Origin of the sequence: Pseudomonas sp. UBA5706 (assembly GCF_002419965.1) — a bacterium.
Classification (GTDB): Bacteria; Pseudomonadota; Gammaproteobacteria; order Pseudomonadales; family Pseudomonadaceae; genus Aquipseudomonas.
Window position 1 is genome coordinate 77,980 of the sequence record NZ_DIHC01000046.1, and the last position, 24,983, is coordinate 102,962.

A 24,983-nucleotide genomic window follows, 5' to 3' on the forward strand; every position below is an offset into this window, starting at 1 on the left:
CATAACAAGAAGAGAAGATCATGAGCACAGCAAAGCTTGCAGAACGGGTTGCCATCGTCACCGGTGGCGGCAATGGATTGGGTGCCGAGTGCGCTCGGGTACTGGCCGGACATGGCGCTCACGTGGTGGTGCTGGACATCGATGGCGAGGCCGCCAGTCGGGTTGCCGACGAAGTCAGCAAACGCGGCGTGCAGTCGATGGCGATCCGTTGCGACGTGTCTTCGGAGGACGAAGTCAAGGACATGGTGGCGCAGGTCAAGGCGCGTTTTGGTCGCATCGATGTGCTGCACAACAACGCAGCGGTGCTCAGCGTCGATCAACGCCAGCGTGACCGAGACATCTGCAACCTCGACATGCAGGCCTGGGACCGTGCCATCGCGGTCAACCTGCGCGGTGCAGTGCTGTGCAGCAAATACGTGATTCCGGTGATGCTGGAGCGCAAGTCCGGAGCGCTGATTTTTGCCACCTCCGGTCTGGGCATGCAGGGCGACCTGTCGCTGACCGGTTATGCCTGCTCCAAGGCCGCGCTGATGATGCTGCCCAGAACCATCGCTGCCCAATACGGCAAGCAGGGCATCCGCGCCAACGCCGTGCAGATCGGCCTGGCACCGGCCGAGAACGCCCATGGCTCGATGCCGGCCGAACTGCTGGAAATCATCCGCGATAACCACCTGACGCCCGAACTCGGCACCCCACGGCAGATCGCCGATGTGGTGGCGTTCCTCGCCTCGGACGAAGCGTCGTTCGTGACCGGCACCACCCTGGTGGCCGACGGCGGGTTCAGCAGCCATACGCCGTCGCTGGTAGCGATGCGTGCACTGTTCGAGAAGATGGGCCGTTCGAGCATGTAACGGCTCGCCCCCAAGATCCGGCTTTGATGCCCGCGTGACGGTTTGACCTGTGACGGCGCTGGCTTGCGACCTACTGATGCTGAAGGGATTTGACATGAATACTGCTGCGCAGAAGTCCGAATACGATGTGGTGATTGTCGGCGGCGGCCACAACGGCCTGTCGGCCGGGTGTTACTTGGCAGGCCAGGGCAAATCGGTGCTGGTGCTCGAAGCGCTGGACAAGGTAGGCGGCATGGCGTCGTCCGGTTACCTGATCCCCGAAGCGCCGAACCACCTGGTGCATCCTTGTGCCGCCGATTTGCTGTCGCTGCGCGCGCACTCGGTGGTTCAGGAGCTGGAACTGGAACGTCATGGCTTCAAACAGGTCGAGCTGAAACCTGCCTACGTCTACCTGCACCCGGACGGCACCTCGCTGGTGTTCTGGCGCGACCCGCAGAAAACCGCCGATGAGATCCGCAAGTTCTGTCCTGAAGATGCCGATGCCTACGTCAAGTTCGTCGAGGTGATTTATGCCTTGCTCGACGTGGTGCATCCGATGATGCGCGTGGACCCCGCGCAGAAGAACCTGGGGGTCAAGTTCAAGGCCTTCCGCACACTGCGCAGGCACAAGGCAATCAAACCGGACATCATCGCCCTGGCCAGCGGCTCGGCTTACGGCGCCGCCGTCGAGCGTTTCGTGCATCCGGTAACCATTTCCGCGCTGACCTGCCTGACCGGGGCGGCCGGCCCGGTCAAGGCTGACGGCAGCGGGCTGTATTTCGCGGTGTTGGGGTTCCTGCATCGTTTCGGCATTGGCCGGCCCATCGGTGGCATGCAGACCATTCCCAACGCCATGCTGGCGCGTTTCAAGGAGTTGGGTGGTGAGGTGCGCACGCAGGCGCCAGTGGCGGAAATCATCAGCGTCAAGGGCAAGACCAACGGCGTGCGCCTGCAAAGCGGGGAGGTGATCAAGGCGCGGGCCGTGGTTGCCAGTTGTCACCCAAAAGTGGCACTGGACATGGTCACCGCCGGTGAGCTTGAGCGCAAATGGCTGACGCGGATTGCCATGGCCCCTGCCAACGCCCACGGCGGCTCGCCTTTAAAAGTGGACATTGCCCTGAGTGGGCAGATCAGCGTGCCGTTGCATCAGTCCAAACGCAGCGATGGTTTGAACCTGCGTGGGCCGGTGTTGCTGGTGGGGACGGCCGAGGCGGTTATCGAAAACTTCGAATCGGCGGCACGTGGCGAGGTGCCGAAGCTGCCGTGGATGTGGATCGCCACGCCCAGTGCCATCGACGCCTCACAGACTCCGCAGGGGCAGGACATCGTCTATTTGTATCCACCCGCCATGCCGGTCAATCCGAAGGAGGGCTGGGAGGTCATTCGCGAGCAGGCGGTGCGTCAGACCATCGAATTCGCCAGCCAATACGTGCCCGAGATTGCCAGCCTGGAAATCGGTCGCCGGGTCGAAACTGCGCCGGAACTGGCCAAACGCTTGAATGCGCATAACGGCTGCGTGCTGCACATCGACACCTCGATCTTCCGTTCCAGCACCATGCGCCCGGCTGCCGGACTGGGCGGCGACACCTTGCCGATTGCCGGGCTGTTTTTCGGCGGCGCGGGGATTCATCCCGGCGGCGGCGTGACCGGCATGCCCGGCAAAATAGCGGCCGGGCGGGTGAAGCGCTTTTTGGGCTGAAGTCAGGGCTGCCGCGACGCCCGCACTTAAGGAGGCGAGGCTGCGGCGACGCTCGCCAGCACGAAATCGGCGGAGTGCTCGCGCCACACGCGCAGGCCTTCCTCGGAATAGGTCGCAAGGCCGGTGAGAGCAGACGTCGAGTAGCGGTTGGTGAACCAACCGGTGGTCACAAGGGCGGCGGTGGCGAGGAACAGTCGGGCATCGAGTCCGTGCTTGAACTCGCCGGTCTCGGCGCCGCGCTTGAGCAAGGCGTCGAGCTTGTCGATCAGCCGCGGAGCCAGTTCCAGAAAGTGATTGCGCGGGGTCTGGTGGGCGTCGTGATAGCGGATCCCTTCCAGCGCCAGAGAGCCCATCAACGGGTCGTCGCGGTATTGATCGAAAAAATGATTGAGCACCTGACGCATGGCCTGGGTGGGACTGAGGCTGTCCACGTCTAGAGCCACCAGTTCGGACATGATCTGATCCGAGGCTTCGTCGAGCACGGCGACGAACAAGCCCTCCTTGGTGCCGTAATAATGATGAATCAACTGTTTGGTTACGCCCGCGTCCTGGGCGATGTCTTCGATGCGTGCACCCGCCAGCCCATGTTCGGAAAAGGCTTGCCGGGCGGCGGCCAGAATGCGCTTGAGCGTGTTGAGCTTGCCGGCTTCGGGTTGTTCAGGGCTTTTCACCAGGTCTCTCCGTTGGCTGTTCTTGTTATGCCATGGCAGGCCCTTGCCACGGTCCCGACACACTGCCGCCGATGGGGCCAACACGCAATGGGCGGGTGCAGTTATTGCCTGCGGCGTTTCGTTTGACGTGGCGTCCAACGAATTGAACACGCGCTGGAGGGCCTTGTGGATACCATCCGCCAGCACGTCATTGATCGATCACGCCCCTAACAACGACAACAAAAAAAGGTAGCAAGCATGAGCAGCGACAGCACCGCCCTGAACCTGGAATCCGCGTACTCCGCCGTCTCGGACATGTACAAGGGCGCCGACCTCGACATTCACGCCTTGTGCCGAGAGATGCGGCATCGCTCGCCGGTCTACGAGGGCGACTTCATTGCCCAGTTCGGTGTACCGACCAACGCTGGCATGCAAGCCGGCACCCGGCCGACCTTCGCCTTGTTCAAGTACAAGGATGTGATGGCGGTGCTGCGTGATGGCGCAAGTTTCACCAGCGGCTTTATCGCTGAAGGGCTGGGTGCGTTTTTTGACGGCCTGATCATTCTTGCCATGGACGGCGAGCAGCACCGCAAGGTGCGGGCGCTGTTGCAGCCGGCCTTCATGCCGGAAACCGTGAACAAATGGCGGGACAAGATCGATCGGGTGATTCGCGAGCATTTCCTGCTGCCGATGGTGGCCGACAAGCGCGCCGACCTGATGGATTTCGGGCTGAACTTCCCGATTCGTGAAATGTACGCCTTGATGGGTTTCCCCGAAGACGATCCGCAAACCTACCGTCAATACGCGGCTTGGGCCTTGGCGATGGTCGGCGGTAACCAGATTGACCCGGCCAAGGCGCCCGAAGCCCGGCGTCTGGCGGGTATTGCGGTGAAAGCGCTGTACGACGAAATCCTCAAGGTGGTGATCCAGCGTCGTGCCGACGGCAGCGCTGGCGACGACCTGATCGGGCGCTTGCTGCGGGCCGAGCATGAAGGCCGCCAGCTCGATGACCATGAGGTCACCACCTTTGTCCGTTCGCTGTTGCCGGCGGCGGGGGAAACCACCACGCGCACCTTCAGCTCGGCGTTGGTCCTGCTGCTAAGCACGCCGGGTTTGCTGGAGCGTGTTCGTGCCGACCGTGGCTTGATCGGCAGGCTGATCGATGAATCGGTGCGCTATGAGCCGGTGGCCACGTTCAAGGTGCGTGAGGCGGCACGCGACGTGGAAATCGACGGCGTGAAGATCCCTAAGGGCGCCTTCGTGCAATGCATGGTGGTGTCTGCCAACCGCGACGAGGATGCGTTCGACAACCCCGATCAATTCGACATCGACCGCAAGCCCAAACCCTCGTTTGGCTTTGGATTCGGCCCGCACATGTGCATCGGCCAGTTCGTCGCCAAGGTCGAACTCAACTGCGCGATCAACGCCATCCTCGATCTGTTTCCCAATGTCCGCTTCGACCCTTCCGTGCCGCAGCCGGTCATCACTGGCGCGCAGTTGCGCGGAGCGTCGAGCCTGCCGGTGATCTGGGACTGACATCCGGCCCCGTACGTGAATTCAGACAAAAACAAGAGAGAGAGCCAATACCCATGAAAACTTTCAAGACCATCCCCGAGCGCGGCGATTTCGGCTTCCAGCAACTGGTGGGCCCGCACAAGGTCACAGGCCCGGCCCTGGCCGGCGAACGCGGCTTCTTTGGCCTGCAGTTGAGCAAGAGTGCGCCGTTCGGCTCGGTGCGTGACGAGCAGGGCAATATCTATTCGTTCGTGCGATCGATCATGGCGCCGACCGGCACGCCTAACCCGACCAAGTTTTTCTTCATGACCACGCTGGTGGACGGCAAGCACCTGCGCATGGATCAGGAACGTATTGCTAAACAGGCCCTGACGCCCAACCCGGTGCAGGTGCTCGATGGCGACACGGTGCGCTGGAGCAGCCAGCCGGACGAGCCCGGCAATGGCTGGGAGATGACCGCCTCCAGCGAGCGCATCACCTACAAGGAAGAGGGCTTGTTCGAACTCGAAGGCCGTCTGCTGGCACCGGGACTGCAGTGGTATTTGCCAGGGGTGGAGTGGGGGACTTTCTATGTTTCCCAGGTCTGGGACATCCACGGCGTGTGCAACGGTAAACCTGTGAAAGGTGCCATGGCCCTGGACCAGTTCTACATGGCCGAAGGCGGTGCCATCCACTTCAAGAAAGACCTGGTGGTCAACAACAACAAGCACGTGATCTGGTGGACCTTTGCCACGGTGTACAAGGACGGTACCTGGGATACCGGCTCGTTCATGGTCGGTCACGATCATCTGGGCTACGCAATTTTCTCCAATGAAAAGGGCGAAGTGCGGGTCACCAATGACATCGAAGGCAGCACTGTGCACAAGCCGGGCAGCTACTTCCTCGACAGCGCGCGGATTGTCCTGGACGGCGACGAAGAGTGGGAATTCCTGCCGGACCCCAAGGGCGAAATGATCGATTTCGTCGGCGGCTTCCCGGTCACCGCGCAGCAGGAAGGTCGCTGGCGTCGTGTGGGCGATACCCGCGAGCCGGATCACTGGCTGGCCTGGGGTGAGTCCGACCGCCGCAATGGGCCGTCGCGCAACGTCCAGGGTTCGGACATCTGAAACCGGCTTTTAAGCGTAAAACCTTGATCCTGCGGGCAATGCCCATTGCCCGCAGCACAACAACAATAACAATGAGGTGCGTGCATGAGGTTCAACGACAAAGTGGTGCTGGTGACAGGCGCAGGACGAGGCATGGGACGGGCGATCGCGCTGGCCTTTGCTCGTGAAGGCGCGAAAGTGGTGGTCAGCGCGCGAACTGAAAGCCGTGGGCAGCAAACCGTGGCATTGATCGAAGCGAGCGGTGGCGTCGCTTGCCTGGTAGGGGGCGACGTTGCCGACCGGGCTGCGGTCAAAGGCATGATCGAAGGCGGGGTCGAAGTCTTCGGCGGCCTCGACATCCTGGTGCATTGCGCCGCGGACACCACCAGCGGCCTGATCGTCGAGATGGCCGACGAGACCTTCGACCACATCGTGCGCAGTAACGTGCAGGCGTTGTTCTGGCTGGCCAAGGACGCCACGCCGCACCTGGGCAAGTCCGCTGACAAAGGGCGGCTGATCTATATCTCGTCGGGAGAGGCCAATCGCAAATACACCCCGCGCCTGATCCCGTACGGGTCGACCAAGGCGTTCATGAACGCATTCGCCCGAGGCCTTGCGGTAGAGCTTGGCGCACTGAACGTGCTGGTCAACGTGGTCGAGCCCGGCCTGATCGGCACCGATCACATGCACGAAACCCTGGGTCACCAGCTACCTGACACCTTGGCGTCGAATTTCCCCGTACCGCGGGTCGGCAGGCCGGAAGAGATCGCCTCGGCCGTGATGTTCCTGGCGTCCAGCGAGGCGTCCTATATCACCGGCACTTCGCTGTTGGTAGACGGCGGGGCAACCATGGTCGCACTGCCGAAAATCGATGCGTCGCTGAAAAACGCCCATTAACTTTCGAGGCGTCGGGCAGCGGTCGGGGTCCGGCGCCGGAGCACGAGCATGATCGTTCTACAGGATTCATTGGCGGATCACACCGTCACGGGCGAGTTTCCTCGGGGCTGGCGCATCGTCCTGCTGGGCTTGGCAGGCGTGCTGACCAGCATGAGCGCTGCCTTGCTGTATGGCTTCGGCACCCTGGTGATTCCCTTGCAGGACGCCTTCGGCTGGAGCCGCGGCGAACTGCAGACTTCGATCACTTTTCTGTTCGCTGGCGTCGCCATCGGCTCGCAACTGCTGGGCGGACTGTATGCCCGCTACGGCTTGCGGCGGGTGGCGCTGGTCAGCCTGGTGCTGCAGGTACTGTGTTATGCGTCGCTGACCTTGCTCAGCGGCAGCATCTACTGGCTATACCTGGCGTTCTTCCTCATGCCGCTGCTGGCCGTCGGCACCATCGCCATCACCTGGACGCAACTGGTGAGCCTGTGGTTCGAGCGTAATCGGGGCGTGGCCTTGGCCATCATCCTCAGTGGCTCGGGCCTGGCCGCGATGGTCATGCCGCCGCTGCTGGCCTGGTCCATCGCGCATGGCGGCTGGCGCTGGGCGTTCCTGCTGCTGGCGGCCATGCCGCTGTTGCTGACCTTGCCCATGGCCGTGGCCTGGCTGAAGTTCCCGGCACAACGGTTGACTGCCGCAGAGTCCTCCACGACCGAACCGGTGGTCGAGGGTGTGCGGTTCGCCACTGCGGTGCGCACACGGGTGTTCTGGGGCTGCAACCTGGCGCTGATCCTGTCGGTCTCGCTGATCGTCGGCATGGTCACCACCATCGTGCCGTATCTGCAGGACAAGGGTGTGCCGAGCCTGACTGCCAGTCAGATCTTCAGCAGCTTCGGCATTTCAATCATTGTCGGGCGCCTGCTGGTGGGGTATCTGCTGGATCGCTTCCCGCCGCACCTGATTGCTGCGGCCAGCCTCTGCGTTCCCGCCCTGGGTTGCCTGCTGTTCATGTTCAGCGGGCCGCAGGCTATCGGGGTGTTGGTGCTGGCAACGGTGTGCATTGGCTTTAGTGCCGGGGCCGAGTTCGACATCGCGGCGTTTCTCATCGCGCGCTATTTCGGGCTACGGGACTACGCACGGATCTTTGGCTTGCACCTGGGCCTGGTGACGATCATTTCCGGTTTGGCACCGGCGATGTTCGGGCACTTGTTTACCCTGTTCGGCAACTACAATCCGGTGCTGCTCTACTGCCTGGGCTGCGCCGTCGTCGCACCGCTGGTGATGCTGACCCTCGGGTCCGCGCCACTGTATCGCAAGGTTTCGGTCTGAGTCTTTTTCGAGGTTAATCATGAGTATTCCCGATCAACAGAGCATCGAGCATTTCCTTCATGGGCAGGTGGCGTGCTGGAACGCAGGCGACAAGGAAGGTTTCTTCGCGCATTACCGCCGGGTCGCCAGCAAGGGCTTGAGCATCGAGTACGTCGGCCAGCCCGAACGGGACGCCTGGCAGGTGCTGGAAGGGATGTGGGCGCAACAGCAATCGCGGATCCGCATCGAAGTGAAGCTGACGGTGATCAATGGGTCAGAAGCGGCGTGTCACCACCGCAATGCGTTCATCGGTGCCGAGGGCGGTATCGAAACCATTGAGGTCTATCGCTTCGAGGACGGCTTATTGTCAGTGCGCTATTTCATTGCCGGTTGAACGACTGTGCGTCGAGGGGCATTTGGAGCATGAAGGCCAATGCCTTGCACGCGGTCTGGGCGCAGTGTCGAAAGCTAAATGCCGGTTCGGCGGTGCTTTCAGGTGTTTATTGCTGAACCTCCGTGTTCAGGATGCCTTTTGGACCGGTGCTGCTCTTTTGGCGTTGTTAGACTGTTCGGCATCATGGGTGGTTGATCGAGGGATATGCAGTTCATGGAAGCTCTGGGGATGGATTACAGGCACGGCGAGTGGATCGGGCGCCATTGCCATGCCGAGGATCAGTTGATCCACGCCACCCAAGGGGTGATGCAGGTGCGCACCGACCGGGGCAACTGGATCATTCCGAGCGGGCATGCGCTGTGGGTGCCTGCTGGCGTGGGCCATGAAATCCGCATGAGCGGTGACGTGTGCATGCGCACGTTGCTGTTGCCCGCGCAGGAGCGCCCCTGCCAGGTCATCGAAGTATCACCCTTGTTGCGCGAACTGATTCTTGCGGCGCAGCGGCTGCTCATCCCCGATACCACGGCATTGGCCGGGCATCTTCGCGCGCTGGTGCTGCACGAACTGCTCAACGCCAGGCGCGTGGTCTCGCACATTCCCATGCCGCGTCAGCCACGCTTGCTGCGACTGTGCGAGCGCTTTCTCGACGATCCGGCACAGGAGTTATCGCTGGACGAGTGCGGCGTTCGGCTGAACATGAGCTCACGCACGGTGGCCCGACTGTTCCAGCGCGAGCTTGGCATGACCTTCGCCGAATGGCGGACCCACGCCCGCATGCTCCTCAGTCAGCAGCGCCTGGCGGACGGTGTGCCGATCCTCCATGTCGCGCTCGAACATGGTTATCAGAGCGCCAGCGCATTTGCCGCCGTGTTCAAGCGGGTGCTGGGCTATACGCCCCGTGACTGTCGCGCAGGCAGGCGTGAAGCGCCCGAAGCCGCCTCGCTGCATTGACCTCGCACGCCCGCAGGACCATACCGGTCGCTTGCCGAGCCCAGCCGGGCTGAACAGGTTGTCTTGATCACGCGCATGCTTGTCCGGTTTCATGCAGAACAGGGCAAGCTTGCTCGCTAGTCTGGCTGTCCATCATCCAGGTGACTGCCCGCAATGCCCGAACCTCAACCTTACTCGCGCAAGGCCTGGCTGCCCGCTGCTGTGGCGCTGGCGCTGAGCCTGGGCGCCTGCGCCACGCACACCGTACCTGCGGTGTCCGTTGGCGATGCGATGGTCAATCCGTTGCTGTCGCTGCCGGAGGGCGTCAGCCATCAGCCGCTGCCGGTCCGCTGGTGGCAATTGTATGAGGACCCGACACTGAATCACTGGGTCCAGCAAGCCTTGGCGCACAACCAGGACCTGGCCGCCGCTCAGGCCAACGTGCAGGCCATGCTCGCCGGCATTGGCGAATTCGAAAGCCAGCGCTGGCCGGCGACCTCGCTGGGCGTGGCAGCGGTGTACGGCAGGACCGCCGATGACCAGACACTGGCCCAGGCCCGCGATCGGCAGGCGCCTGCGCAGTGGGAATTCAATCCCGGTGCGGAGCTGGCGTACCAGCTGGACGTCTGGGGGCAGGTGCGCAATGCGATAACGCGTGCCCAGATGCAGGCCGAGGCAGCCAGCGAAGCCTATGACCTGCTGCGCATCAACGTGGCAAGCCAAACCAGCCGCGCGTATATCGAGCAATGCACGATGGGGGCGCGCCTCGAAGTGACCCGACGCTCCTTGCAGACCCTGGACCGCAGCGTGGCGTTGAGCGAGCGCCAGCGGCAAGCCGGGATTGCCACTGAGCTCGACAGCGCGCGCCTGCGAAGCCTGCGTGAGCAGGTCAGCGCCGAATTACCCCTGCTCCAAGCACATCAGCGCATGGCGCGGTACGAACTGACGATGCTCAGCGGCCAGTCCGATGCGCCCTCGGACGCCGACTCCGCAGCCTGTCAGACCATCCCCACGCTTAACAGGCCACTGCCCGGCGGTGACGGTTGGCACCTGCTGCAGCAGCGCCCCGATGTGCGCCAGGCCGAGCGCGAACTGTCGGCGAGCCTTCTGGAAGTCGATATCGTCAAGGCCGACCTTTATCCGAAGGTCAGCTTCGGCGCTTCGCTGACCTCGTCCAGCCATCGGCTCAACGGGTTGGGGGACAGCCATGCAGTGATGTTCGGCATTGGGCCTTTGATCAGCTGGCAATTCCCCAATCTGCACGCCAATCGTGCCCGGGTCGGCAAGGCTCAGGCGCTGGCAGTGAGCCAACAGGCGACCTTCCACAGCGTGGTGCTGGCTGCCTTGAAAGACGTGCGTCAGGCATTGGCACTGTATGACGGCGAGCGCCAGCGCCAGCAGGCGTTAAGCCTGGCCTTGCAGCAAAGCCAGCGCAGCTACGAACTTGCCGAGGATGGCCTGCGCGCCGGGAGCGTGGATGGCCTCGCACTGCTCGACAGCGAGCGCGATCTGATTGCCGTCCGCGCTCGCACAATCGATGCGCAGGGGCGTCTTGCCCTTAGCGAGATCAACCTGTTCAAAGCCTTGGGCGGCAGCTGGCAGAGCGACGCCCGACTGGACGCGGCGTCGCCTGCGTCTCTCATTCACGTCGCCGGGAACCCGCCATGAACATTGCTGTGGAAAAAGATCCTGCCGTCGGCCCGGGCACTGCGCCGCGCTCCGATCCCCGCCCGAGCCGCCAGCGCTGGTGGATGCTAGGCAGCGCTTGCCTGGCCGTTCTGGGCATCGTGGCGTGGGGTTTTTATTGGTTCGTCAGTGGGCAGTATTTGCAGACCACCGACGATGCGTATGTGCGCGCCGACTGGGTGGCGGTCAGTGCGCGGGTCAGCGGCTATGTCGCACAGGTAGAGGTGACCGACGATCAGCCCGTCAAGGCGGGCGATGTACTGGTACGTCTGGAAAGCCGCGACTACCAGGCATTCTATGAACAGGCCCAGGCTGTGGTCGCTGAGGCCGAGGGTGCGCTGCTGGCTGCGCAAGCCCGCCAGCAAGTGGCCGCCGAGCGTGTCGACCAACAACGCGAGGCTATCGCCCAGGCCCTGGCTGCCGTGCAAAGTGCGAGCGCCGAAGACCGTCGCAGCCAATTGGATGTGCAGCGCTACCGGGGTCTGATACGGGACAATGCCGCCACCCAACAGCGCCTGGAAACCGCCGATGCCCAGGCGCAGCAGGCACACGCGGCGCTGCAGGGCGCCCAGGCGCGGTTGCGCGAGCAACAGGCGCTGCTGGCAGTGACGCAAGCGCAGTCTCGATTGGCTGACATACAGATCAAAGCGCGGGCGGCTGCCCAGGCCAGCGCTTTGGCTCGGCGCACGCTGGCGCAGCAGAATCGGCAAGACACCGTCATTCGCGCTCCGGTCGATGGGGTAATCGGCCAGCGGCAGGTGCGCAGCGGTCAATACGTAGTCCCCGGCCAGCCGATGCTGGCGGTGGTGCCGGTGCACCAGACCTATGTGGTGGCCAACTACAAGGAAACCCAGTTGACGCACATGCTGCCCGGTCAGCCCGCGACCATTGATGTCGACAGTTTCCCTGACCAGCCGCTGCATGGCCACGTGGCCAGTTTCTCCCCGGGCTCAGGCAATGTGTTTGCCTTGCTGCCCTCGGACAACGCCACTGGCAACTTCACCAAGATCGTCCAGCGCTTCGCCGTGCGGATCGTCCTGGACGAGCCGCAGGCGGTGCGGGTGCTGCCGGGCATGTCCGTCACCACCACGGTCGACACCCGCCGGGAGGCAGGCACCGATGAGCAATGAGTTCGCCGTCACCAAGCGTGCCTGGGTCGCGGTGATCGGTGGCCTGTTCGGCTGTTTCATGGCGGGCATGAACGTGCACGTCACCAGTGCCGCGCTCCCGGAAATCGAGGGGTCGCTAGGGGCCACGTTCGAGGAAGGTTCGTGGATATCCACCGCGTACCTGGTGGCCGAAATCGTGATGATCCCGCTGACCGCCTGGCTGGTCGAAGTGTTTTCGATGCGGCGCGTGATGTGGCTCGGCTCGTTCATTTTTTTGCTGGCCTCTGTCGCCTGTTCCTGGGCACCGAACCTGCAAGCGATGATCGTCATGCGGGTGATCCAGGGAGCCGCCGGCGCGGTGCTCATCCCGCTGTCTTTCCAACTGATCATTACCGAGTTGCCGCCCGCGAAAATGGCGCTGGGCATGGCGCTGTTCAGCCTGGCCAACAGTGTCGCGCAGGCGGCGGGGCCCTCGATTGGTGGTTGGCTGACCGACACCTATTCCTGGCGCTGGATCTTTTACCTGCAGTTGATTCCGGGGATCGCGCTGCTCATGGCCATCGCCTGGTCCATCGACGCCAAGCCGATGAAACTCGAACTGTTGCAGCGCGCCGACTGGTTCGGTATCAGCGCCATGGTCATCGGCCTGGGCAGTCTGCAGATCGTGCTCGAAGAGGGCGGACGCAAGGACTGGTTCGGCTCCAGCTACATCCTTGGCATGTCGATCGTCGCTGGCGTCGCGCTGAGCGCGTTCGTGCTGGCGCAGTTGTATGGCTCGCGTGCCTTTATCAACCTGCGACTGCTGCGGCGCTACAATTTTGGCGTCGCCAGTATGGCCATGTTCACCTTCGGCGCCGCTACGTACGGGCTGGTGTTTCTGGTGCCCAACTATTTGTCGTTTCTGCAGCACTACAACGCAGGCGAGATCGGCATCACGCTGATCGCCTACGGCATGGTGCAGTTGTTGTTGGCGCCTCTGATGCCGCGCCTGATGCGCTGGACCAGCCCCAAGATAATGGTGGCCAGCGGTTTCGCGATCATGGCCCTGGGGTGCTGGCTGGGCGCGCACCTGAACGCTGACAGCGCAGCCAACGTGATCATTCCCTCCACCGTGGTGCGCGGCATGGGACAGCCCTTGATCATGGTGGCGCTGTCGGTTCTGGCGGTCGCCGGGCTGGAAAAAAGCGAGGCAGGGGCGGCTTCGGCGTTGTTCTCCATGCTGCGTAATCTGGGCGGGGCTGTCGGTACGGCAGCGCTGACCCAGATCGTGGCGATGCGCGAGCGCTTTCATTCCGAGCGTCTGAGCGAGCATGTCAACGTCTTTTCCCCTGGCGTGCAGGAGCGCCTGGGCCAGGTGGTGCATACCTGGCTGCCCGCGCAACAGCAAGCCCTCGGCGCACTGGCCATAACCATCAGGCGCGAAGCGTATTTGTTGGCGTACAGCGATGCGTTTTACCTGGCCTGCCTGGCATTGGCGGGGTGTGCGCTGGCGACCGCGATGATGCGCCAGCGGTGATCGCGTTGGCCGGACTCAGTTCTCGGTGCCGGTGGTCCAGTCACCGTCGGTCGAGCAGGACAGTGTCTGCCAGCGTTCGATTTCAGTGCCCATGCGCGCCAGCTTTGCGCTGACCTGAGTGTAGGCGTCACTGCCGGCCAGAAAACGCAAAGGCGGTGCTTCGCTGTTGGCCAGCGTCACCAGGGCGTGGCCCAGTTTCGCCGGGTCTCCCGCTTGCTGGTGATTGCCAGCGGCGCAAGAGGCCTGAAGTTTATCTACCAGCGCCGCGTAGTCGGCGACCTGCACACTGCCGAACGCCAGCGAGCTGCTGTCGAGGAAATCAGTGCGGAATACCCCGGGCTCCACCAGCGTGACGCGAATACCGTAACCGGCGACTTCCTGAGCCAATGCTTCACTGAAGCCTTCAACCGCGAACTTTGAGGCGCTGTATAAGGAAGCGCCGCCCATGCCGATCAGTCCGCCCACCGAAGACAGGTTGAACACATGACCGCGACGCTGGGTACGCATCAGCGGCAGCACCGCCCGGCACAGGTTGAAGACGCCGAAGACGTTGGTCTGGAACTGCCGCTCGACGTCAGCCTGGGTGTTGGTTTCAAAAGGGCCGAGCTGACCGTAGCCAGCGTTGTTGACCAGTACGTCAATCGCGCCGAAGCGGGTCAGGGCCGCGTCCACCACCGCACTGGCCTGGGCTTGGTCGGTGACGTCCAGCGCCTGTTTGAGCACCCGGTCGGGGTCGTCGGTAAACAGGTTGTCCAGGGCACGCAGGTTGCGCGCAGTGACCACGATCCGGTCGCCCGCCGATAACGCCGCCTGAGCGATGTGCGCGCCTAATCCCCTTGAAGCCCCGGTTATCATCCAGACTTTATTCATGGTCGATTGGCCGCTTCCCATGCCTTGAGTTCAAACCCCGGTTCTGCCGCTTGTGCCGCCGTCAGCTGGGGGGCGCGAGCCAGGATCTTGCGCGCCGCCATGTGATCGCCCGGCCGATTGCAGGACTCCACGGCGATCAATTGATCATCGCGGAAACACAGTACCGACAGCTGCGAGGTTTCCGGCGAGCCAACGATAACGCTGCTGTCATAGCCAGTAGACAGCCCGGCGATTTGTAACTTGAGCGGGCCCTGATCGGTCCAGAACCACGGCAGGGCCTCGTACGCAGCGGGCTTGCCCATCAGCCGCGCGGCGATGCAGCGCGCCTGATCGATAGCGTTCTGCACCGACTCCAGCCGAATCGGCTGCTGATCGTTATGCAGGCACGGGAAGCAGGCCACGTCGCCCAGGGCGGAAATCTGCGGGTCGCTGGTCAGCAGGTGGGCGTCGACCTTGATGCCGTTCTCGATGTCCAGCCCGGCCTCGGTAGCGATTTGCACGTTGGCGATCACGCCGATGCCGAACACCACCAGGTCCGCCGGCAGCCGCTTACCGTCGCTGGTGGTCACGGCGCAGACCCTGTCGTTATCGCCTTCGATGGCGGCCAGGCCCTGGCGAAAATCGAAATGCACGCCCCAGCCCTCATGGGCCTTGCGAAACACCTCGGACATTTCCCGCGATACCGCACGCGCCATTGGACGATCGCCCAACTCAAGCACGTGCACGTTCGCTCCCAGGGCGGCAGCGACCGCGGCGAACTCCAGGCCAATGAAGCCGGCGCCGACCACCACGACATTGCGCGCCTGATGCACCAGAGGCGCGAGGGTATCGGCGTGCAGCTTGGTCTTGATGCCGAACACACCTTCCAACTGCGCCCCCGGTACCGCCAGCGGACGGTTGTGCGCGCCGGTGGCCAGCACCAGATGGTCGTAGTTCACGACGTCGCCGGAGGCCAAGAGCACCCGCCGGTTGAGCCTGTCGATGGCGCTCGCCTGGTCATGCAGCAACTCGATGTTCTGGGTGGCGAAATAATCTGCCGGGCGGAACAGCAGCGCAGTTTCGGCAATCTTGCCGAGCAGGTAGGCCTTGGACAACGGCGGACGCTGGTAGGGCAGGCCGGGCTCGTCGCCGATCAGGACAATACGCCCGGTATGGCCTTCCTGGCGCAGCGACGCGGCGACCTGATAACCCGCCTGACCTGCGCCGACGATCACGATTGAGGACAGTGACATGAAAACTCCTTCGACTGGGTCCGATGAGCGTCAGGCTCAGTACTGGGATTGCGGCAAACGCAGGACCAGACCGTCCAGCGCGTCGCTGACGATCAACTGACAGGTCAGGCGGCTGTTGTCGCTGCGGCCACAGGCGTATTCGAGCATGTCCGATTCGGCCTCTTCGGCGGCCGGCACGCGTGCCAGCCAGGCGTCGTCGACGAAGGCGTGGCAGGTGGCACAGCTGCACGCGCCGCCGCAATCGGCCTGCAGGCCGGGCACGCTGGCGAAATTGGCGGCCTGCATCACCGACTGGCCAACGTTTGCATTGACGCGATGCTCGGTGCCGTTGAATTCGATCAGGGTCAGAACTGGCATAGGGATTTCCTCTTGTTTTTGTTGTGGGTAAGGCGTTGCCGCGGGTGCACCGCGCCAGGCGCTCAGGTGGAGGCTGCCACGGATGCGCCGTGGAAGCGCGGTGCGCGGCCCAGCATGAGCAACAGCAATGGGCCGATCAGACAGCAGACCATGCAATAGACCAGCATCGCCGAATAATCGCCGCTGCGACTAAGCATGAAGGCGAACAGCAGCGGGGCCAGGGCCGAGGCCACGGTATTGAGGCCCTGATGCACGCCAAACAGACGGCCGTACTCACGCAGACCGAAATAGCGCGCCACCAGGAACGCCGCGATGTCGAACTCGGCACCCGCGCCGAAGCCTACCAGCATCGCAGCCATCAGCAGCATCTGGAAATCGGTGGTTCCACCCAGGTAAATCATGCAGCCCACAGCGGGCATCATCAGGCTGGCGGCGGCCACAGCGGGTGGCCAGAGGCGGTCGAGCAGGTAGCCGATCAGCATCCGGCCGACGATAAGGGAGATGCCGAAACCGCTGAAGATCAACCCGGCATCAGCCGCGCTGAGGCCTTTGGACTGCAGCAGCGGAATGGTACTGGTGACCATCCCGACCACCGACGACACCACCAGCGACAGCGCCAGGTTGCAGATCCAGAACTTGCCCGAGCGCATGCCTTGGCGAAAATTCATGCCCGGCAGGGCCAGAAGCAGATCATCCCCGGTGCGATCGCTGCGGGTCGCAGTGCTGCCGACGACCTCGGGCAGACGGAACCACAGCAGGGTCAGCGGCAGCAGCACCACCATATTAAGAACAGCAAGGATGATGAACGCCGCACGCCAGTCCCACTGTTCAATGCCCCAGGTCATCAAGCGGGGAACGATGGCCGCGGTCAGACCAGTGCCTGAGAGGCCGATGGCCAGCGCCAGGCCACGGTTGCGCTCGTACCAGAGGCTCAACAGCTGCGTCCAGGTCACCGCCAGCGTGCCCATGCCCACGATCGGCAACAACGCGAATGCCAGGTACATCGACCAGATCGAGGGAGTCAATTGGGTGGTCGCCAAATAACCGAGCACCAGCAACAGCAGCGAGACCACGGTCACCCGCTTGATGCCATAACGCAGGTTGAACCAGCCGACCAGTTGCAAGGAAATGACCGCGCCGCCGAACAGAAAGGTGATGCACGCCTGCAATTCCGGCTTGGTCCAGCCGAATGCCTGATTCAGCGGCACCACAAGCGTACCGAAGCCATAGAGCAACGCGGCGTTGATGCTGACCGCGACGCCGGCCAGCGACAAAATGAGGATTCTCCAGGCACTTCGAAATTCGGTGAAATCGATTGCCGCTTCGTTTTTCGAAGGGGTCATGAATTGGCTTCCTTATAGGTTTTGTTGAGCCAAACGGTGTAGCGGTGTCAATTCGAAGAACGTTGTAGGCGTTCTCAAGCAAGAATCAAATACGCAAACGAGAATATGGCAGGTCGCGGGGGCTGTCCAGCCGGCCGACGCGTCTGGTCGACGAAATAATAGACATAAATCGAATATATGTTCACAAATATAAGGAAGTCAGGTGTTGTCAGTCGCATCTGTAGAAATGCGGAGCAGTAGGGAAATGAGGCACGCGCAGTCAAACTCGGGCTCTCACAGGCGCTTTCTCGCCAGGAGTCTGGCGTCTGCGATGAAATATTTACACATGGATAGAAAGTGTTCATTATTGGCCGAACTGAACCTACAAGGGAGACAAGAAATGAGTTCAGACAAAGCGCAATTCAAAGTGGTCGCCGACCGTTCGCGTTGCTGCGGCTATGGCCTGTGCGCAGCCGTGTGCCCCAGCCTTTACAAGCTTGATGACGATGGTCTGGTCTACCTGGACGATGATCGGGTGCCCCCCGAGCTTGAAGAGGAGGCGCGCGAAGGCGCCGCTGCCTGTCCAGCCGAGGCCATCTGGCTGGAACCCCTCGATACTCCCGAAAACGCTGCCTGAAAGCTAGCCTGCCGTCGCCATTGGCAACGGCAGTTTCACAACCGTTTTGCGCACATTTCGGGAGAATCACAGGATGACAGGTCGTTTGCAGAACAAAGTGGTGCTGATCACCGGCACCGGTGGTGGGCAGGGCCGTGTCGCGGCACTGCGATTTGCCCGCGAAGGCGCCATCGTCGTGGGCTGCGACACCAACGCCAATGCTCACGAAGAAACAGCCGCGTTGCTGGCCGGTGAAGGCTTGCAGTTGTCGGGATCCGCACCGGTCGATCTGGGTGATCCTGCTCAAGCCAAAGCCTGGATAGACGCCGCAGTGGCCGAGCATGGCCGTATCGACGTGCTGTACAACAACGCCTCGGCTGCGAAATTCGGTCCGGTGAACACGCTGTCCATCGAGGACTGGCAGTTCACGATGCGCAATGAAATCGATCTGCTGTTCTACACCACCAAGTACGCCTGGGATCACTTGGCCGAACAGCGTGGGGTGATCATCAATATCTCGTCCACGGCCGGCTGGGGCGGGTCCAAGGTCGCAGGCATCAGCGCCCACGCTGCGGCCAAGGGCGCAGTCATTGCCTTTACCCGTCAACTGGCCGTGGAAGGCGCGCCGGTGGGCATCCGCGCGGTCAGCATCAGCCCCGGTTTCATCGCAACGCCAGGCACTGCAGCGTTCATGGAAAACCCCAAGGTGCGCGCAGCGCTGCTCGACGGCGTGCTGATGGACCGACCGGGAGAGCCGGAGGAGGTGGTGGCCATGGCGTTGTTCGTCGCTTCCGCCGAGGCTTCCTTCATCACCGGTTCGGACATCGTCATCGACGGCGGCCTGTTGGCTGTCTGAGCAATGCCCACCCAACAAGAACAATAGGTGCACTCACATGGACATCATCGGTATTGGTTACCTGGGTTTCGAAACCCCAAGCCTGGACGCCTGGCGCGAATACGGGCCGCAGGTCATGGGTTTTGGCATTGCGCCTTCACCCGCCAGCGACAGTCAGTCGCTGTATTTCAAGATCGACGACCGCCGCCATCGCTTCGCCTTTCACCCCGGCCCGGTCGACCGCCTGGCCTACATCGGCTGGGAGGCGATGGGCCGGCAGGCGTTCGACGCCGCGATCAAAACCTTCGAAGCCAACAACGTAGAGGTCACCCGCGGCGATGCGGCCCTGTGCGAGCAACGCGGCGTGCGCGAATTGATTCGTTTCCGCGACCCGGTCGGCTATCAGCACGAGTTGTTTTACGGCCAGAAGTGGACCCCGCGTTCATTCCTGCCAGGTCGCCCCCACGGCGGCTTTCATGCCGACGAACGCGGTGCCGGCCACGTGGTGGTCATCACCCCCGAGTACACCGATGAGCTGGAGGATTTCCTGACCCGGGTCATGGGCTTCCACTGGTACGGTGCCGGCGCCGGCAAGGGGCGTACCGGCTTTTTCCGCTCCAAACTCAATCATCACACCAGCCATGACATTGCCTACGGTCACGGCGCCGGACGCATGGGTGTGCAGCACGTTGGTTTGTTCGTTAACAGCATTCGTGACGTCGGTGAAACCTACGACATCGTGAAAAAGCGTCAATTGCCAATGATGATGACCCTGGGTCAGCACACACAGGATCCGCACCTGTCGTTCTATCACTTCACCCCGTCCGGTTTTGCAATTGAAACCATTGCCGAGATCGAACCCTGGCAAGGCGATCCGTTCGAGCTCAATCCCGAGTGCCTGAGCCTGTGGGGGCATGAGATGGTAGGTCCGATCCTGGGGCCGAGCGTCAAGACCCCTGAAGAGGTGCTGGACCCGGAATACCTGGCGAGCAAGCGCTAAGATGCGGCTGATCCGGGTCGAGCACCGCAACGAAAGCTTCTGGGGCTTGCTCGATTTGGAAGCGACCTGCCTGCAGCGCATTCGTGCGCCGTTCGCGCAGTGGGCGCCCACGCTAGCGACCCAGGGCATTGAAGCTCTGAGTCTGGACAAGGTCGGCATTATGCTGGAGCAGTGCCGCATCCTGGCGCCGCTTGAGCCCGGCGCGCGGGTCTTTGGCGTAGGGCTCAATTACCTCAGTCATCTGCAGCGCCTGGGCAGCGACGCGCCGGAGCACCCGCTGGGCTACATCAAGCCGGCCTCGGCGTTGGTAGGTGCCAACGATGACATCCAGTATCCGGCGTTGACCGCGCAGCTGGACTATGAAGTCGAACTGGTCGCCGTCGTCGCCAGAGCGCTGGGCGATGAGCCCCACGCCAGCGCCTGCCTGCTGGGCTACACCTGTGGCAATGACATCAGCGCACGCGATGCCGGCAAGCGTATTGCCCGCCTGGATCTGCTGACCCAGAAGGCGATGGACCGCACCACGCCGGTCGGGCCGTGGATCGTCACTCTCGACGAGTTCGCTGGCGGACAACCGCAGCTGGACATCGAGCTTAAGGTCAACGACGAACGGCGCCAGTTCGATAACACCCGGCAAATGCTGTTTCCCGTCGACGAGTTGCTCGATTTTGTCGACGCCAGAATCACCCTGCAACCGGGTGACCTGCTGTTCACCGGCTCTACCCACGGCGTGGGCCTGGAAGACGGGCGCTTTCTGCAACCGGGCGACCAGGTCGACGCCTGTATCGAAGGCATCGGTCGCCTGAGCAATCGCGTGAGCGAGCCGCGCATTCTGCCGACTGCCCGTTCCGCAGGCAGGCTAGGCTGGCCCGTGCTGCCATGAGCGAGGTGTCCGAGAAGCCCGAGGTCAGGCGAATGGCTGGCAATGCTCAGCCGACCTCTGCCTGGTCGCCGCTGGCCAATCGCAGCTTTCGCTGGCTTTGGTGCGCCGGTGCGATGGTCAATCTGGCCATCTGGATGCAGACGGTGAGTGCGGCCTGGATCATGACGCTGCTGTCCACCTCGCCGCTGATGGTGTCACTGGTACAGACGGCGATTTCGTTACCCGCCTTCCTGTTCGGTTTGCCCGGAGGAGTCATTGCTGACCTGGTTGACCGGCGCAAATGGTTGATGCTGACTCAGGGCATCATGCTCATCGCCGCCGTGTCTCTGAGCGGTTTGTCTTATGCCAACTTGCTGACCGACTGGTCGCTGCTGTTATTTACCTTTCTATTGGGCACCGGCAGCGCGCTCAGCATGTCGGCGTGGATGGTAACCATCGTCTCGGTGCTGTCCCGTGATCAGGTTCCGGCGGCGGTGTCTCTCAACGGCATTTCCACCAACGCTGCGCGGGCACTGGGCCCCGCCATCGCCGGAGGATTGATCGCCTACTGGAATGCCGCGTCGGTGTTCATGACCATCACCATCAGCCTGGCGCTGGTCATCGCGCTGGTGGCGATTTTCACGCCACGCCACGTCCCGCAGGGGCTGCCCTCGGAGAACTTCGCCACAGGGCTGCGCAGCGGCGTGCGCTACATCCGCCATTCCTCGGTACTGGTCAGCGCCTTGAAGGAGGTCTTCGTTTTTACCTTTAGTGCCAGCGCGTTGTGGGCACTGATGCCGTTGGTGGCCAAGCATGAGCTGGGTATGGAGGCGGGCGGGTACGGGCTGTTGATGGGGTTTCTCGGCGCTGGAGCGGTGATCGGCGCGTTCAACCTCACCAAGCTTTATCGGCGTTTCACATTGCGCGTGCTGATCACCGCGGGCACGCTGGGTTTCGCCCTGGCGACACTGACGGCGGCACTCTCCCACAGCCGCGTGGCGGTGTGCGCCACGTTGATGATCGCGGGGATGTCCTGGATGGCGGTCAATGCGACCATTTCGACAGTGGTCCAGACCTGTGCGGCGAACTGGGTTCGGGCCCGGGTCGCTTCGATGTACCTGCTGATGCTCATGGGTGCGATGGCCATTGGCGGCGCCATCTGGGGTGCTTTGGCACAATACTTCGGCTTGCAACACAGCTTGATGCTGGCGGCGTTGACGCTGGTGCTCGGGCTGCTGTTGACGCGCAACGGCAAGCTGGCGCTGGGGCAGGAAGCCGACTACGCCATGGTGATCCAGCCCACTGACCGGCTGTTGCTCCCGCAAGAGTCGATCCCCGGAGCCGGGCCCGTTTCCATTGAACTGGCCTACCGGGTCGTTCCAGCCGACCGCGCGCATTTCATCGAAATTGCCTATGCGGTGGGCCAGTCCCGGCGTCGCAACGGGGCGAAGAACTGGCGGCTCTATCACGACCTGGATGAACACGATCACTTCGTCGAGCGCTTCATCGTCGAGTCCTGGCTGGATTATTTGCGTCAGGAGTCGCGCATCACCCAGGCCGATCACGCCCTGGAGGCCAGTTTGAGCCTCTATCGCTGCGGTGCCAGGCCTCAGCGACGTTACATTCACCAGCCACCTTGACTGCCGGCGAAAACAAAGTTTCGGTTTCCATATTAAACTTCAAACAGACTGCCGTTCTCAGGTTAGAATGCCGCATCGCTCGCCTCACCGGTATTCCCGATGCCTCGCGCCAACACCGACAGCACCGCTCCACAGTCCCCTGAAGCGCCCGAAAATCAAAAGGGCGCGGTCAGTGTCAAACCGGTCTCAAATGCCATCCGCATCCTACGCCACCTCAGTCAGGCCGGAACCCCCGAGCGTTCCGTGGACCTGGCGCGCATTCTGGGGATCAACCCCAGCACCTGTTTCAATATCCTGCGCACGTTGGTCATGGAAGACGTTGTCGATTTCAATCCGCTGTCCAAGCGCTATTCGGCAGGGCTTGGGCTGGCCAGGCTGGTCGAGCAACTGGTGACCCAGGGCCAGCGCGTGGCCTTCGCCAAGCCGCTGTTGCAGGATCTGGCCGCGCGCTTGCGGGTGACCGTGACCTTGTGGCGACGCATGGGGGCAGACCGTATCGTGATCGTCAGTTCTGCGGCCAGCCCCACCGACGTGCGCATCGACATGGCTGAAGGGCAGCGTCTGCCCATTCTGATGGGGGCTAGCGGGCGGCTGTTTGCCACGCAACTGGACATGCAGGACGCCCAGGTCAAGGAAGATTTCGAGACCATTCGCTGGGCTCGACCGTTGCCGTTCGAGGTCTATCGGGATGAGGTGGCGCAGGCCGTCGAACGCGGTTGGGCAGTGGATGACGGCTACTTTTCGGTGGGCATCCTGGCCATCGCCGCACCGGTTTACTCGCTGTCAGGCAACATCGATTTCACCGTGTCCGCCGTGTTGTTCAGGGGGCAGCGCGATGAGGAAGGGATCGAAGAGATCGGCGCTGCGCTGGTAGCGTTCTGCGCCGAGCTGAGCAAGGTGCTGTTTTAAGCACATTGCCCAGCGCGGTGATACGGGCGTGTCAGTCCTTGACGAGCAGCAGGCTGCCGCCCAGTGGACCGCCCCCGGCCGCGACCGCCGTGACCGTATGCGGCCGGGTCTGACGACCTTCGGCGCGGCCCCATAACTGCAGACAGGCTTCATGCACATAGCCCAGGCCATGCGTGCGCCCGCCGGATAACTGCCCGCCATTGGTATTGATCGGCAGCTGCCCGCTCAGCGCAATGCGCTGACCGCCTTCGACGAATGCGCCGCTTTCTCCCTCCGGACACAGGCCGAGCGCCTCCATCCAGATCATGGTCAGAATCGAAAAGCCGTCATACAGCTGTGCCGAGCCGACATCGGAAGGCGTGTAGTCAGTGCGCGCCCACATCATTCGGGCGACATCGAACGCCGCCATCTGCGTCAGGGAAATCTGGTCCCACGACCAGGGCTGATCCAGCGCCGCGCCCATCGCCTCGATGCGAATCGGTTGCTGGCGCGTGTCTTTGGCGACATCGCGGCGAGATAACACGATGGCGGTGGAAGCATCACAGTGCACATCACAATCGAACATGCGCAGCGGTGAGGAAATCATTCTTGAGGCCAGGTAGTCGTCCAGGCTCATGGGCGAGCGATAAATGGCCTTGGGATTGCGCTGCGCATTGGCACGGCAGGTCATGGCAATCTGCGCCAGTTGTTCAGGTCGGGTGCCGTACTCGTGGAAATGGCGCTGCGCGTACAGCGCCATCAAGTTGATACCCGAGTGCACATTGAACGGCGTGAACCACTGCCAGGCGTGACTGCTGTCGCGGCCCTGCGTCTTGGCACTCAAGGCCCCGGCCTGTTTGTTGTGCACCCTGGCCGAGGCTTCGGTGATGGTGCGGAACACCAATACATGCCTGCACAGGCCCGCCGCGATGGCCATCGCACCGTTAATCACCCCAGCCAGCGGTCCGGGGCCTTCGTAGCCGGCGCCGAACCAGTTGACGTTCAGGCCCAGCACACTCTTCAACGCGCTTGGACCGACCGGAGAAAACGGGTCGCCATTGTTGTTGTCCCCCGGCCAGCAGGCCACTCCGTCGATGTCTTCGCGGGTCAGCCCCGCGTCGGCGATGGCTTCAAGGCACGCGTCCAGCGTCAGGCGCATGGCCGATTTGCTGGAGGGTCGGCCCACCTCGGACTGCCCGATGCCGGTAATGGCGACGTCTTTCTCATAGCGATGATCGAACATCATTGATCCTTCTCGAACAGGGGAAGCCAGACATCCTCGATGTTTTCGAATGCGACCTGCACTGGCATGCCGATACTGACCGCCGTCGGGTCGCAGCCAATGATGTTACTGAGAAAGCGCAGGTCGGCCTGTTCAGGCAGCTCGATGATGGCCACGACGAACGGGGTGTCCAGGTCGGGCGTCCACTGCTGGTAGTTCACCGTGAAGCTGGCCACCGAGCCTTTGCCGGACACGGCCTTGGGCTTGACGTCGAAACTGGCGCAGCGCGGGCAGATGGGCGAGGGCGGATGAAAGAAGCGCGCGCAGGCGTCGCAATGATGAATGAGCAACTGACCGTGCTCGCCACCTTGCCAGAAGGCACGGTTGTCGGCAGTCAGGGCAGGCAGTTTTCTGGGCATTGGCGTCGAGATCCGGATGGTTTTTATTGATTCCAGTCAACGAGAGCACAGTATCATCTGTACACATTTTAAAAAAGTGTCTTATATTATCGCCACGCCTCGCTTCCCCGCAGAGGGCA

Annotated in this window: 24 protein-coding genes; 17 read left to right on the plus strand and 7 right to left on the minus strand. The window is 62.5% G+C overall.

Translation table 11 applies throughout. The features are described from left to right. Window positions 1-20 precede the first annotated feature (20 nt). Both B3I26_RS23555 and B3I26_RS23560 read left to right on the plus strand, forming a co-directional pair. Complete coding sequence (locus B3I26_RS23555) at window positions 21-851, plus strand: SDR family NAD(P)-dependent oxidoreductase (RefSeq protein ID WP_296261235.1); 831 nt, start codon at window positions 21-23, stop codon at window positions 849-851. A 94-nt stretch (window positions 852-945) separates the two neighbouring features. After that, window positions 946-2,529, plus strand: coding sequence for a phytoene desaturase family protein (locus B3I26_RS23560; RefSeq protein WP_296261237.1), 1,584 nt, complete (start codon window positions 946-948; stop codon window positions 2,527-2,529). 26 nt (window positions 2,530-2,555) lie between these two features. Here B3I26_RS23560 and B3I26_RS23565 read toward each other — a convergent pair whose 3' ends face one another. Continuing rightward, the gene (locus tag B3I26_RS23565; protein ID WP_296261238.1) at window positions 2,556-3,200 is read right to left on the minus strand and encodes a TetR/AcrR family transcriptional regulator; all 645 of its coding nucleotides are present in this window, start codon (window positions 3,198-3,200) and stop codon (window positions 2,556-2,558) included. Between the two features lie 237 nt (window positions 3,201-3,437). Here B3I26_RS23565 and B3I26_RS23570 point away from each other — a divergent pair, with 237 nt between their 5' ends. The 9 genes from B3I26_RS23570 (at window position 3,438) to B3I26_RS23610 (ending at window position 13,601) form a co-directional block, all read left to right on the plus strand. Further along, on the plus strand, window positions 3,438-4,715 hold the full coding sequence (locus B3I26_RS23570) for a cytochrome P450 (protein WP_296261240.1): 1,278 nt from the start codon (window positions 3,438-3,440) through the stop codon (window positions 4,713-4,715). Window positions 4,716-4,768: 53 nt separating this feature from the next. Next, entirely contained in the window at window positions 4,769-5,800 is a 1,032-nt protein-coding gene (locus B3I26_RS23575) for a hypothetical protein (protein WP_296261242.1), read from the plus strand. A gap of 84 nt (window positions 5,801-5,884) precedes the next feature. After that, on the plus strand, window positions 5,885-6,676 hold the full coding sequence (locus tag B3I26_RS23580; protein WP_296261243.1) for an SDR family NAD(P)-dependent oxidoreductase: 792 nt from the start codon (window positions 5,885-5,887) through the stop codon (window positions 6,674-6,676). Window positions 6,677-6,724: 48 nt separating this feature from the next. Continuing rightward, window positions 6,725-7,987: an MFS transporter gene (locus tag B3I26_RS23585; protein WP_296261244.1), complete on the plus strand. Its 1,263-nt coding sequence runs from the start codon at window positions 6,725-6,727 to the stop codon at window positions 7,985-7,987. Between the two features lie 19 nt (window positions 7,988-8,006). After that, entirely contained in the window at window positions 8,007-8,360 is a 354-nt protein-coding gene (locus B3I26_RS23590) for a nuclear transport factor 2 family protein (protein WP_296261246.1), read from the plus strand. A gap of 213 nt (window positions 8,361-8,573) precedes the next feature. Further along, complete coding sequence (locus B3I26_RS23595) at window positions 8,574-9,311, plus strand: AraC family transcriptional regulator (protein ID WP_296261248.1); 738 nt, start codon at window positions 8,574-8,576, stop codon at window positions 9,309-9,311. A gap of 291 nt (window positions 9,312-9,602) precedes the next feature. Further along, window positions 9,603-10,958, plus strand: a complete 1,356-nt coding sequence (locus B3I26_RS23600; protein ID WP_409522031.1) for an efflux transporter outer membrane subunit — start codon at window positions 9,603-9,605, stop codon at window positions 10,956-10,958. Between the two features lie 83 nt (window positions 10,959-11,041). Continuing rightward, window positions 11,042-12,106, plus strand: coding sequence for an HlyD family secretion protein (locus tag B3I26_RS23605; RefSeq protein ID WP_414707665.1), 1,065 nt, complete (start codon window positions 11,042-11,044; stop codon window positions 12,104-12,106). Next, window positions 12,096-13,601, plus strand: a complete 1,506-nt coding sequence (locus B3I26_RS23610) for a DHA2 family efflux MFS transporter permease subunit (protein WP_296261252.1) — start codon at window positions 12,096-12,098, stop codon at window positions 13,599-13,601. Before B3I26_RS23605 ends, B3I26_RS23610 begins: the two co-directional genes overlap by 11 nt. Window positions 13,602-13,616: 15 nt before the next feature. On the opposite strand, the gene B3I26_RS23615 is transcribed toward B3I26_RS23610, so the two are convergent. The 4 genes from B3I26_RS23615 to B3I26_RS23630 form a co-directional block, all read right to left on the minus strand. Beyond that, window positions 13,617-14,471 carry an oxidoreductase gene (locus B3I26_RS23615; protein WP_296261254.1) on the minus strand — a complete coding sequence of 285 codons (855 nt, stop codon included), beginning with the start codon at window positions 14,469-14,471 and terminating at the stop codon, window positions 13,617-13,619. Beyond that, on the minus strand, window positions 14,468-15,703 hold the full coding sequence (locus B3I26_RS23620) for an NAD(P)/FAD-dependent oxidoreductase (RefSeq protein WP_296261256.1): 1,236 nt from the start codon (window positions 15,701-15,703) through the stop codon (window positions 14,468-14,470). The genes B3I26_RS23615 and B3I26_RS23620 overlap by 4 nt, the downstream gene beginning before the upstream one ends. Window positions 15,704-15,739: 36 nt before the next feature. Then, window positions 15,740-16,060 carry a 2Fe-2S iron-sulfur cluster-binding protein gene (locus B3I26_RS23625; protein ID WP_296261258.1) on the minus strand — a complete coding sequence of 107 codons (321 nt, stop codon included), beginning with the start codon at window positions 16,058-16,060 and terminating at the stop codon, window positions 15,740-15,742. A 62-nt stretch (window positions 16,061-16,122) separates the two neighbouring features. Next, window positions 16,123-17,403, minus strand: a complete 1,281-nt coding sequence (locus B3I26_RS23630; protein ID WP_296261260.1) for an MFS transporter — start codon at window positions 17,401-17,403, stop codon at window positions 16,123-16,125. 379 nt (window positions 17,404-17,782) lie between these two features. Here B3I26_RS23630 and B3I26_RS23635 point away from each other — a divergent pair, with 379 nt between their 5' ends. The 6 genes from B3I26_RS23635 (at window position 17,783) to B3I26_RS23660 (ending at window position 23,244) form a co-directional block, all read left to right on the plus strand. Further along, window positions 17,783-18,019, plus strand: a complete 237-nt coding sequence (locus B3I26_RS23635) for a ferredoxin (protein WP_296261261.1) — start codon at window positions 17,783-17,785, stop codon at window positions 18,017-18,019. Between the two features lie 73 nt (window positions 18,020-18,092). After that, on the plus strand, window positions 18,093-18,854 hold the full coding sequence (locus B3I26_RS23640; RefSeq protein ID WP_296261263.1) for an SDR family NAD(P)-dependent oxidoreductase: 762 nt from the start codon (window positions 18,093-18,095) through the stop codon (window positions 18,852-18,854). Window positions 18,855-18,891: 37 nt separating this feature from the next. Next, window positions 18,892-19,833 carry a VOC family protein gene (locus B3I26_RS23645; RefSeq protein WP_296261265.1) on the plus strand — a complete coding sequence of 314 codons (942 nt, stop codon included), beginning with the start codon at window positions 18,892-18,894 and terminating at the stop codon, window positions 19,831-19,833. Between the two features lies 1 nt (window position 19,834). Continuing rightward, the gene (locus tag B3I26_RS23650) at window positions 19,835-20,716 is read left to right on the plus strand and encodes a fumarylacetoacetate hydrolase family protein (protein ID WP_296261266.1); all 882 of its coding nucleotides are present in this window, start codon (window positions 19,835-19,837) and stop codon (window positions 20,714-20,716) included. Then, window positions 20,713-22,335, plus strand: coding sequence for an MFS transporter (locus B3I26_RS23655; protein ID WP_296261268.1), 1,623 nt, complete (start codon window positions 20,713-20,715; stop codon window positions 22,333-22,335). The genes B3I26_RS23650 and B3I26_RS23655 overlap by 4 nt, the downstream gene beginning before the upstream one ends. A 99-nt stretch (window positions 22,336-22,434) precedes the next feature. Next, window positions 22,435-23,244, plus strand: coding sequence for an IclR family transcriptional regulator (locus B3I26_RS23660; protein ID WP_296261270.1), 810 nt, complete (start codon window positions 22,435-22,437; stop codon window positions 23,242-23,244). A gap of 31 nt (window positions 23,245-23,275) precedes the next feature. On the opposite strand, the gene B3I26_RS23665 is transcribed toward B3I26_RS23660, so the two are convergent. Both B3I26_RS23665 and B3I26_RS23670 read right to left on the minus strand, forming a co-directional pair. Further along, the gene (locus tag B3I26_RS23665) at window positions 23,276-24,466 is read right to left on the minus strand and encodes a thiolase family protein (RefSeq protein WP_296261271.1); all 1,191 of its coding nucleotides are present in this window, start codon (window positions 24,464-24,466) and stop codon (window positions 23,276-23,278) included. Further along, a complete protein-coding gene (locus B3I26_RS23670; protein WP_296261272.1) occupies window positions 24,466-24,864 on the minus strand; it encodes a Zn-ribbon domain-containing OB-fold protein in 399 nt (132 codons plus the stop codon). Before B3I26_RS23670 ends, B3I26_RS23665 begins: the two co-directional genes overlap by 1 nt. Window positions 24,865-24,983: the final 119 nt, after the last annotated feature.